This is a genomic window from Geodermatophilus sp. SYSU D00814 (assembly GCF_054050055.1).
On the sequence record NZ_JBJGYP010000012.1, the window covers coordinates 1 to 15,165 of the forward strand.

A 15,165-nucleotide genomic window follows, 5' to 3' on the forward strand; every position below is an offset into this window, starting at 1 on the left:
CCCCGCGGGTCTTTGAGACAGCGGGGGGGGGGGCCCCCCCGCCCGAGTAGGGCCGGGCCCCCCGCCCCGCCCCCCCCCCCCCCCCCCCGGCCCGATGACTCCCAACGGTGCCCGCGACGTGCTGCACACCTGCGTGCCGCGCAGGCTGGCGTCGCCGACGTGCACCCGCACCGGTCCCGGCACACCTTCGCCCACCGGTGGCTGGCCGGAGGAGGACAGGAGAGGGACCTGATGATGCTCGCCGGCTGGCGTAGCGACGACATGCTCTCCCGCTTCGCGGCTTCCACGGCGGTCGAGCGCGCGCACGAGGCCCACCGGCGCCTCAGTCTCGGCGATCGACTGTGAGCCGGCGGACTACGCGTTGACGTCGGCAATGCCGTTGCCGTTGGCATCCGCGCCGGGTCCGAAGCACTCCTCGACCGAGGCCGTGCCGTTCGCACACCGCACCTCCAGGTCGAGGATCTGCGCGTCCTGCTCCGGGCTCCAGCCGTAGCCGATGCACTCCCCCTCGATGACGGTCGCCTCCGCAGCCGCCGCTGCCCCCTCTGCGGTTGCCGCCTCCACCGCGGCTCGAGCGGCTGCCGCCGCCTCCGCCGGCCGCCGCTGGTCCCCGGCCGCTCGTCGCTGCTCCTCCTCGAGAGTTGCGTTGCCTCCTGCTCCGCTTCGACCTCCGAACCCGACGGGCCCTCGAACAGCGCCGGCACTGGTCGAGTCATGGTCACCTCACCGCTGACCAACACCGTGGGGACCTGGCGGTCGGTGTCCTGCACGCGTCGTTCAACGCCGGCGGCGACCTGGCCGCCGTCGAGGGCGGCTGGCAGCGCGACGTCGCGCTGCTCGTCCGCACCCTCGCCGTCGCGGTCGCCCAGCGCCGGCGCGACCGGAGGTGGACCTCACCCGACCGGTCGGCCCCGGAGGTGGAGCGGGTCGGAATCGGCCGGGCGTCCCCACGTCCCGCGAGCCGGCGCGAGCAGCTCGCGCGGTTCCGTGCCGCCCATCCCGTGCGCCGGCTGCGGGTCGGCGCCACCCGGTGGGAGTACCTGACCGGCGGGTCCGGGCCGCGAGTTCTGCTGTACCTGCCCGGCGGCACCGGTCAGGCCGAGGCCGCATTCGAGCACCTCACGGCCATGGAGGCCGACCACCGGGTGCTGTCGGTGACCTACCCGGAGGTGGGACCGTGGTGCACGAGCGCGCTGCTGCTGGTCCGGAGCCGGCCTGACCGACCGTGGCAACGACCGCCGTCCCCGGTGGGCCGGCCAGTTCGGCACTCGTCCGCGCGAGACGTGAGCCATGCGCCATCGCCGGGCCACGCCCGCCGACCACTCACGCCATGTGGCTGCTAGCCCCTGCTCCGCGGGGCGCCGCGGCGATGGAACGGCGTTGCCCGGTCCACCGACGGTCCTGGTCGTCAACGGCTCTGGAGAACGCAACCGCCACCGACGCGGCAACGCGGAATCACAGGCGTCCGTCCGGCACGGTGACGTCGTAGTGATGCACTTCGGCATGAGCCCGGGTCCGTGTCCCATGCCGCCGCTCACGGCTGCGTCAACCGGTCCAGCACGAGCCGAGCGACCTGGAGAGGGTCGGCGTGCAACTCCACCGCCACCGAGAGGTGGCCGTCCTCGATCGACACCACGATCTGGGAGAAGCGCCCGTACCGAACGACCACGTGATCGAGTCCTCCGCAGTCGATCTCCCCGCGCTGGCGCAGGAGCAGCACGACCGCCGGATGGACCAGCAGCTCCTCGTAGCGGTCCGATTCACTCGAGGACGTGTGCGTCAGCCCGGCCCGCTGTGTCGTGGTGACCGACTGGCCACGACCCAGTGCCACGGACCGAGGCGTCATGAGGCCCAGCGTCACGCTTGTGGGACGCACCCAACACGGTGAGAACGCGTGGAGGCTTGGTGCCCCTGGTCGGCCAGCTGAGCCACCAGCTCGGACCCGATCGTCGTCATGCCACCAACGACGATCCTCACCACTACTCCCACCTCCTGCTCGCAAGCCTCGGGTACCGGAAGCCGCGGGCGGCCAGACGCCGCCACCGGTGTTGACGCCACCGGTAAAGCACGTGCGCCCAGGCCCACGCGACCAGGGTCAGCCGACCGGCCTCGACGTCGATCCGGTCGGTGTACCGCGCGCGTGTGGGCGCGCTGCCGGGCTCGATGGTGATCAGGTGGTCCCAGCGACGCAGCAGCTGCCCCGAGCCGTCGTCCCGGAGGAGCACCTGACCCGGAGCGGCGACCGGGAACGAGATGGAGATCGTCTGCCGGCCGAGCGGCACCACTCCGAACAGCCGCATCCGGACCAGGTGGTCGCCGGGCTTCCACGTCGCCGGCAGCTCCGGCGGAACGACGGCGTCGAAGACGATCAGCGGCCAGGACACGTATCTCAGCAATCGGGAGGTCATGACCTCGTCGCCCGCCCGTTCGACCGAGCACGGCAGTTCCGTGGAAACCATCACCAACATGGCTCCTCACCTCTCCCTCCAGTTGTTGTCCCAGGTCACCGTCACGGTCCCCGTGCGCTCTCGGGATCGGCGCTCCCGCGGACGAGTCGACGTCCTCGCCCACGCCGGCAAGGCCACACCCGCCGGTCGCGTCACGCCCAAGTCCTGCCGGGCCATGGACTCCCTCTCGGTGGCGCAGCGGGCGGTGCAGGCGGGCGATCGGTTCCGCTCGCAGTGGACGACGGCACCCACTCCGGCGGCGAACGCCGAGTCGACGTGCGGGCGAGGTGCCGTCAGCGCGGGGGCGATCGCTTCCGATCCGAAGGGAGCGCCGGGTCGCCCGGTGGAGGACGACGTCGGGGCCGGCGGCGGTGGGGGTGGTGAGGGCACCGGTCCCGCCGGTCACCATCCGCACATGCGTCCTCACCGGGGCGTGCCTCCTGTCGGTGGCAGACGCTCGGCGGTGTGCGTCGGGACGGCGTCGCGCTACCGGGGTCGGGTCGGCTGGGCGGGGGTGACGCGCCGAGGGCCGGGGACTGACGAGGCGAGGAAGTCCGCCCACGTCGGTCCTCCTGCGCGGTTGGTCGGTGCGAGGTTGGCGCCGGAGCGGAGAGCCGCGGAGAAGGCGCCGGGCACGGGGATCGGCACGAGCGCCCGCTTCGCGCCCGTCGCCGTCAGGTAGCTACGGACGAGCTCGGCCAGGCCGAGCACCTCGGGACCTCCGAGATCGGGCAGACGGCCCGCAGGTCCCGCGGTGACGCCGCTGACGAGCCGGTCGGCGACCTCGCCGACGTCGACGGGCTGGAACCGCCAGCCCCGGACGACCGGGACCAGCGGCGACCGGGTCAGCTGTCGCACAGCGGCGAGGCCGAACTCGTGGAACTGCGTGGCGCGCAGCGTCGTCCACGGCAGCCCGGACTCCTCGACGAGCCGTTCCGCCGCGGCCTTGGCCCGGTAGTACGCGTAGGGGATGCGGTCGACGCCGACGATGGAGATGTAGACCAGGTGCGGCCCGCCCGCCTCGCGTGCGGCGGCGAGGAGCCGTTCGGTCCCAGCGACGTCCACGTCCTGGAAGCCGCGCGGATCGGACGCGCAGTGCACGATCGCATCGACCCCGGCCACCGCCTGTACCAGTCCGGAGCCGGTGCGCAGATCGCCGCGGACGGCATCGGCGGACGGCTGGAGCACGTCCGCCGGTCTGCGGCTCAGTGCGCGCACCCGGTGGCCGGCGGCGCCGAGCCGGTCGACGACGGCGCGGCCGAGCAGTCCCGATCCGCCGGTGACGAGGACGGTGGTCATGGCGACCTCCTTGTTGAGGGGATGCGGGCTGTGTTGGAGGGCAGCAGTCCGGATGACCGCTTCCGGCCCGGCCTGCGCCGCCCGGCCGGCGCTGCGAACGGGGGGAACGGTAGGGAGCGCGTGTCCGGCGTGCCCCGGTGAGATCACCGGGATTGCGCCGTCGCGCGACCCGTCGACGTGGGCGCGCAGCGACCCGCCGGCCGCCGAGTTGCGCAGCATCGGGTCCACGCCTCCCGGTGGTCCGGCGCTCCGAAGGCAGGCGGAACCCGGTGATCCTGCCGGTCCGCACCTGCGTCGGCCGGCGCACCGTCTCCTTCAGCGGCGTCGCTAGGTCGGCGCCGGGACGGAGGAGATGTCATGACCGCTCTGCAGCGTCCTGCCGAAGACCGTCGGGTCGACCGGACCGAACTCCTCGCGCGGGCACGGCGGGTCATCCCCCACGGGGTGTCCGCGGGAGGCCGGGAGGTGTACGCCGACGTCGTCACCCGCGCGCAGGGCGCCTACCTCTGGACCGCGGACGGCAGGCGCTTCGTGGACCACCTGCTGTCCTACGGGCCGATCGTGATCGGCCACGCCGACCCGCGGGTGAACACCGCCGTGGCCGAGACCGCCGCCCGGGTCGACCTGAACTGGGTGGGCCCGCAGGCCGGCGAGGTCGAGCTGGCGGAGACGATCGTCTCGGTCGTGCCCTCGGCGGAGCAGGTGGCCTTCCTCACCACGGGCACCGACGCGCTGCAGCACGCGCTGCACGTCGCCCGTGCCGCCACCGGCCGCACCCGCGTGCTGAAGTTCCACGGGCACTACCACGGCTGGGCCGGCGACCTCGGGGTCGGCGCCAACTTCGACGTCTCCCCCGAACACGCTCCTGGTCCCTCAGAGCCCAACTCCGCGGGCGCCGGGCCGGACGTCGGGACGACGACCACCGTCGTCGACTGGAACGACGCGGCCGCCGTCCGGGAGGTGTTCGCCGCTCAGGGCCGCGAGCTCGCCGCCGTCTTCACCGAGCCGTACCTGCACAGCTACACGAACGCCGCCCCGGCTCCCGGCTTCCTCGAACTGCTGCGCGAGGAGAGCACGCGACACGGCGCGGTCCTGGTGTTCGACGAGGTCAAGACCGGGTTCCGCCACCACCTCGGCGGATACCAGGCCATCGCCGGCGTCACGCCGGACCTGACCGCGTTCGGCAAGGCGCTGGGCAACGGGTGGACGATCGCCGCCCTGGCCGGGCGAGCCGACCTCATGGAGCTGCTGGGACCGGCCGTGACCCTCGACGGGACGCAGAACGCCGCTCCCTACGCGGTCGCGGCCGCGCGGCGCACCATCGAGCTGCTCGAGGACGGCGGCATCGAGCGGCTCGACCGCCTGGGCACCCGGCTGCGGGAGGGGCTGGCCCGGGCCATCGCCGACACCGGCGTCCGGGCGGTGGTCACCGGCATCGGCTCGGCCTGGTGCGTGAACTGGCGCGCCGAGGCGCCCGTCACCTTCCGCCAGGCGGTCGACGCCGACCTCGCCCGGGCCGAGGGGTTCCGCCTCGCGATGCTCGACGCGGGGGTCCTGCTGCCGCCCTACGTCCTCACCGACAACCGGATCTGCGTCGCCTTCAGCGACGACGACGTCGACGAGACCGTCGACGCCGCCCGGCGGGCGTTCGCCGCCGTGGCCTGACACCCCTGCACGACGAGGAGGCACACCCATGCGTCGCACCGTCAACGTCCTACTGGCCTGGTTCACCTTCTTCGGCCTGGTGATCGGGAGCTGGCAGATGCTCGCGCCCGAGTCCTTCTACCGGGACTTCCCCGGCCTGGGCCGCCACTGGGTGAGCGTGGACGGCCCCTACAACGAGCACCTGCTCCGCGACGTGGGGCAGGGCAACCTCGTCCTCGGCGTCGTCGCCCTCGTCGCCCTGCTGACCGGTGGTGTGTGGCTCGCGCGCGCGACCGGGCTGGCCGCGGTCGTGGCCAACCTGCCGCACCAGCTCTACCACCAGGAGCACCTGCACGTCCTGGAGACGACCGGCGACCAGGTCCTGCAGACCGTGACCCTCACCGCCGTCTCGCTCGCCGCGGTCCTGCTGGCCGTGCTGGCCTTCCGGCTGCCGGTCCGGCCCCCCGAGGGAAGGCCGGAGGACCGGTCGTCGCTGGCGCGGACGGACCGGTCATGACCTCCGGGCGTCGCCGTGCGCCGACCCGGTCAGCCCGCTCGCCGCGGGCGGCTCTCGGTGCGAGGGCCGGCCAGCCGTTCGAGGGGCAGGTGCGCGAGCTCGGTCCTGGACGCGACGCCCAGCTTGGCGAAGACGTTGCGCAGGTGGAAGTCGATGGTCCGCGGGGAGAGGTAGAGCAGGGCGGCGACGTCCCGGGTGGAGCGGCCCTCGGCCGCGTACCGGGCCACCTGCAGCTCCTGCGGGGTCAGTGCGGCGTTCGGGCCGGGGCGGTCGGAACGGATCGACCGCCCCGCGGCGCGCAGCTCGCGCCGGGCACGGTCGGCCCACAGCTCCGCGCCCAGCTGCTCGAGTTCCTGCACCGCCCACCCCAGGACGGTGCGGGCGTCGAGTCGGCGCCCCCTCCGGCGCAGGGTCTCCCCCAGGGCGAGCGCGGCCCGGGCCCGGTCGAACGGCCGACCCGGGGTGTTCGGGCGGCAGGCGTGCCGCAGGCCCGCCTCGGGATCGTCGTCGAGCAGGGCGCGCGCGTGCGCCGGCCCGGCGGGGAGCTGGACGACGTCGGTCGCACCGGCCCCGGGCAGGGCGGACGCGAGCCAGGAGCGGGCGAGTTCGACCTCGCCCGCGCGCACGGCGGAGTCGACGCGGTCGACCAGCGACGCGGCGAGGACCGCGGGGTGGGTGATCATCCGGAAGGCGGCCAACGCCTCGGCCGTGCGGCCGGCGGCCAGGTGCAGATGGCCTCGCGCCCAGACCACCTCCTCCCGGGGCAGCAGCAGCCCGCGCGGTTCGGCGACCCGGCGGAACTCCTCCTCCAGCGAGAGCAGCGTCTGCTCCTGCCCCCGGGAGGCCGCCAGCAGCGCCAGACCGCTCAGCAGGTGCCCCACCACCTCCTCCTGCCCCGTGGTGCGAGCGAGCTCGAGCGCCTCTTCGTAGTAGCTCGTCGCCGAGGCCCAGCGCCCGGCCACGACCTCGCAGGCGGCGACCCGGTCGAGGGTGTAGGGCAGCAGCCCCAGCTGACCGCGATCGCGCGCCAGCTGCAGTGCCCGCTCGACGAGCACCTGCGCACCGGCCTCGTCCCCGAGGTACCAGGCCGCCCGGCCGGCCTGGGCGACGGGCACGACCTCGGTGAGCTGGTGGCTCGCGGTCACGGCCTGCCGCAGGAGCGGCACGGCACGCTCGCGGTCGCCGGTGAGGAAGGCACCCATCCCGACGACGAGGTCGTGGATCACCGCGTCGTCCGGGCGGGCCGGCCGGCCGCACCGGTCGGCGATGGCGGCGACTTCCCCGCAGCCGGGGAAGTCGCCGGCGATCGACGCGGCCTCGGAGGCCTCCGCGAGCAGCCGCACCGCCTGACTGCCGCTCCCCGCCTCCTCGGCCGCCCGGACCAGCAGGGTGAACGCCTCCGCCGGTCGCCCGCAGCGGAGCTCGATCATCCCGGTCAACCGGTCCAGCTCGCACCGCAGCGGCCTGGTGGCGTGCGGACGGGCCAGGGACACCAGGTCCCGGGCGCGCTGGGTCTGGCCGGCCAGCCAGGCGTCGACCGCCGCTCGTACCAGGTGCGGGGAGGCCTCGGCGGCGGAGGACAGCTGCGCCGCCCGCTCCGCCGCTGCGGACGCGGCGTCGTGACCGCCACGCTCGCGGGCGCGGTCGGCAGCCGCGACCAGTCCGGCCACCGCCTCGGCATCGGGACCCACCGCTGCGCTCGCCCGGTGCCAGGCGCAGCGATCGGCGTCATCTGTCAGGACCGTGGCCAGCGCACGGTGGGCAGCGCGCCGGTCCGGGGCCGGCGCCCCCACGACGACGGCCGAGCGCACCAGGGGATGCCGGAAGGCGAGGTCGTCGCCGCACACGGCCACGAGCCCGCTAGCCTCGGCCGGCGACAGGGCCTCCGGATCGATGCCCAGTTCTTCCGCGGCGCGCAACACGGTGCCGGCGCTCCCGGAGTCATCAGCGGCGGCCACCAGGAGCAACGTCCGTGTCGGGGCCGGTAGACGTCGGAACTGGTCCAAGGCCACGCTGACGAGGTCCGCGGTGAGCGGCAACGGAACCGGCAGCGGATCCGCGCCGGTCAGCTGCCGGGCAGTCAGAGCGGCGCGCAGCTCCACCAGGGCGAACGGATTGCCGTCCGTCGCCTCCGTCAGCCGGGTAGCGATGTCCAGCGGCACGTCGGCCCCCAGCGGCGCACCCAGGAGCTGCGCCGCCGAGGCGGGGTCGAGGCCGCGCAGTCGCCACTCCGGCAGCCCCGTGGCAGGGAATCGGCGGCTCGCGTCGTCGCGGGCGGCGAAGACCAGCGCCACCGGCTCGGCCTGCAGCCGACGGGCAGTGAAGACCAGGGCGTCGGCCGAGGCGGCGTCGAACCAGTGCGCGTCGTCGATGAGGCAGAGCAGCGGCCGCTCCTCGGCGGCTTCGGCCAGCAGGCTCAGCACGGCCGCCGAGACCAGGAACCGGTCGACCGCACCACCGCGAATCAGGCCCAGCGCCGCTCGGAGCTGGTCGGCCTGAGGGAGAGGGATCCGTGGCAGGTGCTGGAGCGCGCCCCGGAGGAGCTGGTGCAGTCCTGCGAACGGCAACTCGGACTCCGACTCGACTCCCTGGGCGACCAGGACGGCCACATCCCCGGCCGCCTGCTGCCGAGCGGCGTCGAGGAGGACCGACTTGCCCGTGCCGGCGCCGCCGTTCAGCACCAGGGCACCTCCGGTGGACCGGCGCACGTCGTCGAGCACGCGGCTGATCACGGCCAGCTCCTCCGCTCTGCCCGCGAGCACGGCGGCACGCTGATGACGGGCCCGGTGCCGAAGAACTGACAGGGCGCTCGTCGAGGTGCAGCCATCTGGCGGCGCCGATCGCGGGGAGCCGGACTCCCGCTGCCGGACGCGAACGTCTGCCTCGCGCGGAGGATGCACTGCTCGATCACCGAGCGCACCTGGCCGCCCGGTGCTCGGAGCGATCGACGGCGGCGCCTCTCCGCGCACGGCCACGGTGATGACTCCCGTCCTCGCCTCGTCCGTCCAGCGACTGTCCGGTGCCACCGGAACTCCCCCGCGGCTGGCATCCCGACCGCGGGGGCTGATCTCCGCCTCCTCCCCCGGAGGCTGCCGGCGCGGAGGCGGTGACGGGTCGAATGCGCTCACCCGCTGCTCGAGGTCGGGGCCGGCACCGACCGGACCGGTCATCGGGACGACCCTGCCGACGACACCAGGGACGGGGGGACCGGCTCGTCCACGTCGCGCTGCCGGCGTGCCCGCTGCCGCTGCAGGATCCAGAGGAAGACGACGTTGCCGATCGCCAGCCCGGCCAGCGCGGGCACCGTCATCGCCCACCCGGTGCCGTCCCCGGCGACGACGCCCCACAGCAGCTTGCCGCCGGCCATGAGGTTGAGGATCACCAGCCCCCACAGCACGGACCGCCGCCAGAACGCCAGGCAGAAGGCGATCAGCGACAGCGGAACCAGCAACGAGAGCAGGACCTTCTGCGCGTCCCAGTTACCGGTGAGCCAATCGCGCTCGAAGTCGAGGAACTCCAGCACCCGCGGGTCCGGCTGGGCAGGCGCCGGGAACCAGAAGATGCTGCTCGCCAGGGCGACGAGGGTGCCGGCGATCCCCCAGCCGCTGCGCCGATGGGCGAACCACGCGAGCGGGATCAGGAACAGCGGCCTGATGTACCAACTCAGGACGTTGGCGTGGCGGTCGAAGGCCCAGTCACCGAAATCGGCGAGGAACTGAGGGATGTCCACGGTGTCCTCCTCGAGGAGCGGAACGACGGACGGCGAGGCGCCGACGGGCCGGCGCCCGCGAGAGGAGCGTCGGTGCCGGTCCTTGACGGATCGTGGGCGTCGGCTTGACGGCGGCGGCTCAGACCCCGCGACGCCGGGGAGCCGCACGGGAGCGCCGACCGGGCGGCATGATGGCCTGACGGCAGACCGGCAGCCTCGGGGAGGGCGGTGCGGTGCGATTCGACATCCTGGGGCCGCTGCAGGTCCTCGACGGGGGCCGGCCGCTGCCCCTGGGCCGGCCCAAGCAACGCGCTGTCCTGGCCATCCTGCTGCTCGACCCCGGCACGGTGGTGTCGCTCGACCGCCTGGTGGACGAGCTGTGGGGCCGACAGGCACCCCCGCAGTCCCTGGCCTCGGTGCACGCCTACGTGTCACATCTGCGTCGCCTGCTGGAACCGCAACGCCCAGCTGGTGCACCCGCATCGGTCCTCGTCAACCAGGCACCCGGTTACCGCATCGTGGTCGCCGACGACGACCTGGATGCCGTCCGCTTCCAGGCGCTCGCGCGGACCGGACACACGCTCCTGCGCACCGGCGATGCGTCACGCGCGGCTGACACGCTCGCCGAGGCCCTGCGACTGTGGCGCGGCCCCGTCCTCGCCGACTTCGCCGATGCGTCCTTCGTCCAGGCGGAGCGGAGCCGGCTGGAGGAGCTACGGCTGACCGCCCTGGAGGACCGGCTCAGCGCCGATCTCCGCGTCGGCCGACACGCGTTGATCGTCGCCGAGCTCGACCAGCTGACAGGTGAGCACCCGTTCCGCGAGCGGCTCCAAGGCCTGCGCATGGCCGCCCTGTACCTCGGCGGGCGACAGGCCGAAGCACTCCAGGCCTACCAGAGGTTCCGTGCGCAGTTGCGTGAGGAGCTGGGCCTCGACCCCGGTCCGGCCCTGCGGATGCTGGAACGCGACATCCTGCGCCAGGAGGCGCAGCTGAACTGGATGGCCGCAGTCGGTGTCGACCTCGCGGCGCCCGGGCCGGCTCCCGCCCCCGCGCTGGAGACCGCGCCTACGACCGGCGTCGCCGTCGACGGCGCGCATCCCGATGTGACCGATGGGCTGGCGGGACGCCAGCCACAACTGCGGGTGATCGACCGAGCCTTGGCCGGCACATCAGCCAGCCGGGGGCGGGTCATCCTGGTAACGGGCGAGCCCGGGATCGGGAAGACACGACTGGCCGAGGAAGCTGCCCGCCGCGCCCGCGCATCCGGCATCACCGTGTCATGGGGTCGCAGTGACCAGGAGGCCGGAACACTGGCCTTCTGGCTCTGGACCCAGCTGATCCGTGAGCTGTTGAGCGCCGTCACCGTCGATTCAGCCGCGGCCGCGCTCGGTCCGCACGCCGCTGAGCTGTCCCCCATCCTGCCGGAGCTCTCCGATGGCACGCCCCCTGCCCCCGCACCGTTGCTGGACGTGCAGACCTCCCGGTTCCGCCTGTGCCAGGCGGCAACCGCGGCACTGCTCCACCTGAGCAGGGATCGACGCCTCCTCCTCGTCCTCGACGACCTGCAGTGGGCAGACGTCGCCTCCCAACGCCTGCTGAGCCATCTGGCCGCAACGCTGCACGACGCGCCGGTCGTGGTCCTGGCCACCTACCGGGACCGGACGCTGGACGGCGGCGAGCCGCTCGCCGACACGTTGGCCGAGCTGGCGCGGACGGCCCCGGTGGATCGGCTCCCGCTGGCCGGCCTCGGCCCGGCCGACGTGGCCACGGTCATGGTGTCCCACTTCGGCAGCGCACCTGATGAGCGGCTCGCCCGGCTCGTCAGCGACCGCACCGGAGGGAACCCGTTCTTCGTCATGGAGGTCCTCCGCCTGCTCCACGCCAGTGGCTGGCCGGCACGGACGACCGACGACGCGGCATCGCTGGTGGCGCAGCAGATCCCCGTCGGCGTACGTGACGTCCTCCGCCGGCGCCTCGCTCGCCTCCCGGATCAGAGCCGCACCGTCCTCCTGGTCGCCGCCGTCATCGGTCAGGAGTTCGATCTGGACGTCCTGCGCGCCGTGACCGGCCTCGACGACGACGACGCGCTGGACGCCGTGGAGCTCAGCGTGTTGTCCGGACTGGTCACCGAGGACTCCGCGAGAGTGGGGCGCTTCCGCTTCGCCCACGCCATGATCCGCGAAGCCGTCTACGGCGAGATCAGCCGAGCCCGTCAGGCTCGGCTGCACGCGCGGGTGGCCCCAGCGCTGTCCGCCGGCCGCCGCCAGGATGCCGATCACGTGCTGCAGGTGGCCCATCACTGGTGGTTGGCCGCATCGGTGACGGGTGCAGAGCGGGCGGTGCCGCACGTGATGGCGGCGGCGCAGATCTGCTTGGACACCCGGGCGCACGAAGAAGCCGAGCGCCAACTCTCCCGCAGCCTGGACCTGCTCGCCGACACGCCTGCCTCAGCGAGCCGGACGGCGTCCGAGCTGGACGTCCAGCTCCGCCTCGGCACGCTGCTGGTGCAACTCCACGGCACGGGCTCCGAACGAGCCTGGGCCAGTTTCGCCCGCGCCCGGGATCTGGCCAACGAGATCGGGGACAGTTCGGCCGTACTCGCCGCCTATCGCAGCCTGTACGAGGTGGCCTTCGCCCGGGCCGACCATCGGCTCGCCCGAGCCCTGGCCGAGGACATCGTGGAGCTGGCCCACAGCAGCGACGACCCGGCCGAGGTCGTCGTCGGCCACCTGGCACTGGGACGGACACTGTGGGCGCAGGGACGCCCGACCTCCGCCAAGGAACACCTCGAGCTGGGGATGCGGCTGGCGAGCGAAGCGCACGACGCCCGCGAGCTCGTCCCGCCCAAGGTGACACTGCAACTCCAGCTCGCCGCGGTGCTGGACCTCCTCGGAGAACTGGAGGCAGCCGCCGGCCTCGTCAGGGCAGCCGTCGCGGGATCCCCCGACGACCAGCCGTTCGTGCGCGCCGCCGCCCTGACCGGAGCCGCCCTGATGGCCGGCCTGCGCCGCGACCTCACGGCCGCCCGCGCCTGGGCCACCGCTGCACTGGACCTGGCCTCCCGATGGAACTTCCCCGCGCCGGGCGGATACGCAGCCGTCGTGCTCAGCTGGGTGACCGCCCTGGAGGCGGATCCGGCGGTCGCCATCCCCGAGCTCCGCCGCCACCTCGACGAGATCGAGACGGGAGGTGCCCGCCACCTCCTTGCCTGGGGACTCGGGCTGCTGGCCGAGGCCCATCTGCGAGATCGCCGGCCCGAGGAGGCCCTGCGGCTCATCGATGAGGGGATCGCCCAGGTCTCACTCACCGGTGAGCGGCTGTACGAGTCCGAGCTGCACCGCCTGCGAGCGCTGTGCCTGGTCGGCCTGGCTCCGCCCAGCTACGAGGAGGCTCACAGCGCTCTGCAGCAGGCGCTGACGGTGGCGAGCGAGCAGGGCTCCGTCCTGCTGCAGCGGCGCGCTGCCGAGACCGACCTCCACGCTCCGCTCGACCTCACAGCAGCAGGCGCAACGACCGAGGCCCACCATCCGGAGGCTCCTCCTGCGGCGCGAATCCCACCTGCGCGAGCAGCGCCTCCTCGTGCGGTTCGAGGACAGCCCCGGCGATGATCTGCTCGACGCCCGATGCGCGCAGCCGGTCGGCGACCTCGCACAGCAGGCGCCGTCCCAGCCGACGGCCGCGATACGCCTCCGACACGGCGAGACCGCACAGGCGCGTCGTCCCGGGCTCGACAGGACGGACCACCACCGCCGCAGCGAGGCTGCTGGGCCCGACCACTGTCAAGTCGCACAACCCGTACCAGACACAGCCGACCTCGTAGCTCGCCAGCTCGCTGTGCGACAGGAGCCGTCGGGCCTGGCGCCGATCGTCGTCGAGATCCAGTCGTCGGAAGACGATGCCGACCGGTGATCCGTGCGCGAGCGACGCCATCAGTCCTCCCGGAGGAAGTGTTCCTGCGTCTGCGCACGACAGTCCCCGCGACACCTTGACGACGGCTTGACGGCACGGTCCTTCGCCCGATGGACCGACGCACCACTACGTCCACCCCCTACGCCACTCCGGAGAACAGGGGCAGGCTCCACAGGGGTTGGTTGGTTCCCGCGGTGCAGCACAGCCGTCCCGCCTGACCCCGCGGGCACGCCTGGTGACGGGGCGCCATCCGGGGACAGCTCCCGCAGCGCCATGAAAGACGGCCCGATGCCAACGGCGGCACCACCCACCGACCGCTCCCCGTGCACCACCGACGCGACACATGATCGCCTGCCTCAGAGCCCCCCGGCGAGTCGGTCACCGGCCTCTCTCTGGCGCACGGTTGCACCGCTGGAGATCTCAAGATCGCGAGCCGTCACACCTCTTGCACCTGCGGTACGAAGAGACGCCCCGTCGCCGAGCGGGGTGCTCGCGGGCGTCACCGGCGAGGCTCGACGTCTTGCTGCCCGTCGTGATCATCTGTGGCCTTCGCAGTGAGTGCCCGCCGGTGACGCCTGCCGATGTCCTGGACGGTTGACGCCTGATAGGAGCGTGGGCCGCGGCGGCCCGCAGGTGCGTGCGCTCCGCCCGGGACCTCGGCGGTCGCGAGCGCAGAGTCGACGCGAAAGGAGTCGGCGTGCTTGCCGGCATCGACACGCACAAAGACACCCTGGCCGTGGCCGTCATCGACGATCGCGGCCGACCGGTGGCGGTCACCGAGCTGGCCAACACCGAGACCGGCTTCGACGCCCTTGAGGAGCTGCTGGGGCGCCACCAGGTGCAACGGGTGGGCATCGAGGGCTCGGGCAACTACGGCCGCGGCGCCGCAGTGCGCCTAGTGCTCACCGGCGGTCTGGAGGTGGTCGAGGTGCCGCCCAGCCTGACCTCCCGCGAGCGCACCGCCCGCCCGGCCGGAGGCAAGACCGATCCCGACGATGCGGTCGCCATCGCCCGGATCACCGCCCGCGAACCGGGCCTGCCACCGGTGCGCCTGCCCATTGGGCAGGCCGCCGACCTGCGGGCGTTGTGTGACTACCGAGCCCAGCTGGTGGCCGAGCGCACCGCCCTTGCTAGCCGCACTCACGCCGAGCTGCACGGCCTGCATCCCGGCTACCAGGCCACCGTGCCTCGGTTGACCGGGCCGACCTTCATCACCGCGGCAAAGGATCTGCTCGCCGGGCACAGCAGCGTGCGGGCGCAGCTGACCCGCCGCCGGCTGGAGCGGCTGGCCGAGCTGACCGCAGAGATTCAGGAGGTCACCGGCCTGATCACCGCCGCGGTCGAGCAGGTGCCCACCGGGCTGACCGCGCTCTACGGCATCGGCCCGGTCAGTGCGGCCACCATCCTCGGAGAGCGCGAGGTCGACCCCGACGGCGTGCTGTCACCGGCTGAACGGGCACGCCGGGCGGGGCACGCCCGGACGGCCTACTTCACCCGCCTCGCGCTTCGGTCGGCCCAGGCGCGGCGAAAGACCTCCCGCGCCTGCGACGAGACCGGGCGGTCGAGCGCACCCGACGACCAGCCGGCGTAGCCTGACCGCCCTCATCGGAGTGGTCGAGGGGCCTCTTGAAACCCCGGCG

General features: G+C 73.5%; 12 protein-coding genes. 5 read left to right on the plus strand and 7 right to left on the minus strand.

Annotated elements, in window-relative coordinates; translation table 11 throughout:
* Positions 1-12: 12 nt before the first annotated feature.
* Positions 13-345: a tyrosine-type recombinase/integrase gene (locus ACI780_RS11045; RefSeq protein WP_457003066.1), complete on the plus strand. Its 333-nt coding sequence runs from the start codon at positions 13-15 to the stop codon at positions 343-345.
* 9 nt (positions 346-354) lie between these two features.
* Here ACI780_RS11045 and ACI780_RS11050 read toward each other — a convergent pair whose 3' ends face one another.
* From ACI780_RS11050 to ACI780_RS11065, 4 genes are all read right to left on the minus strand, one after another.
* Positions 355-564, minus strand: a complete 210-nt coding sequence (locus ACI780_RS11050) for a hypothetical protein (RefSeq protein ID WP_456871879.1) — start codon at positions 562-564, stop codon at positions 355-357.
* Between the two features lie 970 nt (positions 565-1,534).
* On the minus strand, positions 1,535-1,831 hold the full coding sequence (locus ACI780_RS11055; RefSeq protein ID WP_456871880.1) for a hypothetical protein: 297 nt from the start codon (positions 1,829-1,831) through the stop codon (positions 1,535-1,537).
* 148 nt (positions 1,832-1,979) lie between these two features.
* Positions 1,980-2,459: a hypothetical protein gene (locus ACI780_RS11060; protein WP_456871881.1), complete on the minus strand. Its 480-nt coding sequence runs from the start codon at positions 2,457-2,459 to the stop codon at positions 1,980-1,982.
* A 474-nt stretch (positions 2,460-2,933) separates the two neighbouring features.
* Positions 2,934-3,746, minus strand: coding sequence for an SDR family oxidoreductase (locus tag ACI780_RS11065; protein WP_456871882.1), 813 nt, complete (start codon positions 3,744-3,746; stop codon positions 2,934-2,936).
* A gap of 465 nt (positions 3,747-4,211) precedes the next feature.
* Here ACI780_RS11065 and ACI780_RS11070 point away from each other — a divergent pair, with 465 nt between their 5' ends.
* Together ACI780_RS11070 and ACI780_RS11075 are read left to right on the plus strand one after the other, a co-directional pair.
* On the plus strand, positions 4,212-5,411 hold the full coding sequence (locus tag ACI780_RS11070; RefSeq protein ID WP_457002909.1) for an aspartate aminotransferase family protein: 1,200 nt from the start codon (positions 4,212-4,214) through the stop codon (positions 5,409-5,411).
* A gap of 28 nt (positions 5,412-5,439) precedes the next feature.
* The gene (locus ACI780_RS11075) at positions 5,440-5,907 is read left to right on the plus strand and encodes a hypothetical protein (RefSeq protein WP_456871884.1); all 468 of its coding nucleotides are present in this window, start codon (positions 5,440-5,442) and stop codon (positions 5,905-5,907) included.
* Positions 5,908-5,936: 29 nt separating this feature from the next.
* On the opposite strand, the gene ACI780_RS11080 is transcribed toward ACI780_RS11075, so the two are convergent.
* Both ACI780_RS11080 and ACI780_RS11085 read right to left on the minus strand, forming a co-directional pair.
* A complete protein-coding gene (locus ACI780_RS11080; protein WP_457003068.1) occupies positions 5,937-9,077 on the minus strand; it encodes an ATP-binding protein in 3,141 nt (1,046 codons plus the stop codon).
* Entirely contained in the window at positions 9,074-9,637 is a 564-nt protein-coding gene (locus ACI780_RS11085; RefSeq protein WP_456871886.1) for a hypothetical protein, read from the minus strand. The genes ACI780_RS11080 and ACI780_RS11085 overlap by 4 nt, the downstream gene beginning before the upstream one ends.
* A gap of 212 nt (positions 9,638-9,849) precedes the next feature.
* On the opposite strand from ACI780_RS11085, the gene ACI780_RS11090 reads away from it, so the two are divergent.
* Positions 9,850-13,224 (plus strand): BTAD domain-containing putative transcriptional regulator, encoded by a 3,375-nt coding sequence (locus ACI780_RS11090; protein ID WP_457002912.1) that lies wholly within the window; start codon positions 9,850-9,852, stop codon positions 13,222-13,224.
* On the opposite strand, the gene ACI780_RS11095 is transcribed toward ACI780_RS11090, so the two are convergent.
* Complete coding sequence (locus tag ACI780_RS11095) at positions 13,109-13,546, minus strand: GNAT family N-acetyltransferase (protein ID WP_456871888.1); 438 nt, start codon at positions 13,544-13,546, stop codon at positions 13,109-13,111. The genes ACI780_RS11090 and ACI780_RS11095 overlap by 116 nt on opposite strands.
* A 676-nt stretch (positions 13,547-14,222) precedes the next feature.
* Between ACI780_RS11095 and ACI780_RS11100 the strand changes: the two genes are divergently transcribed.
* Positions 14,223-15,116 (plus strand): IS110 family transposase, encoded by an 894-nt coding sequence (locus ACI780_RS11100; protein ID WP_457002914.1) that lies wholly within the window; start codon positions 14,223-14,225, stop codon positions 15,114-15,116.
* Positions 15,117-15,165 lie beyond the last annotated feature (49 nt).

Excerpts from the sequence above, each read along its gene's own strand:
- ACI780_RS11060 (WP_456871881.1), bottom strand. The coding sequence starts at position 2,459 with ATGGTTTCCACGGAACTGCCGTGCTCGGTCGAACGGGCGGGCGACGAG.
- ACI780_RS11065 (WP_456871882.1), bottom strand. The coding sequence starts at position 3,746 with ATGACCACCGTCCTCGTCACCGGCGGATCGGGACTGCTCGGCCGCGCC.
- ACI780_RS11075 (WP_456871884.1), top strand. The coding sequence starts at position 5,440 with ATGCGTCGCACCGTCAACGTCCTACTGGCCTGGTTCACCTTCTTCGGC.
- ACI780_RS11080 (WP_457003068.1), bottom strand. The coding sequence starts at position 9,077 with ATGACCGGTCCGGTCGGTGCCGGCCCCGACCTCGAGCAGCGGGTGAGC.
- ACI780_RS11095 (WP_456871888.1), bottom strand. The coding sequence starts at position 13,546 with ATGGCGTCGCTCGCGCACGGATCACCGGTCGGCATCGTCTTCCGACGA.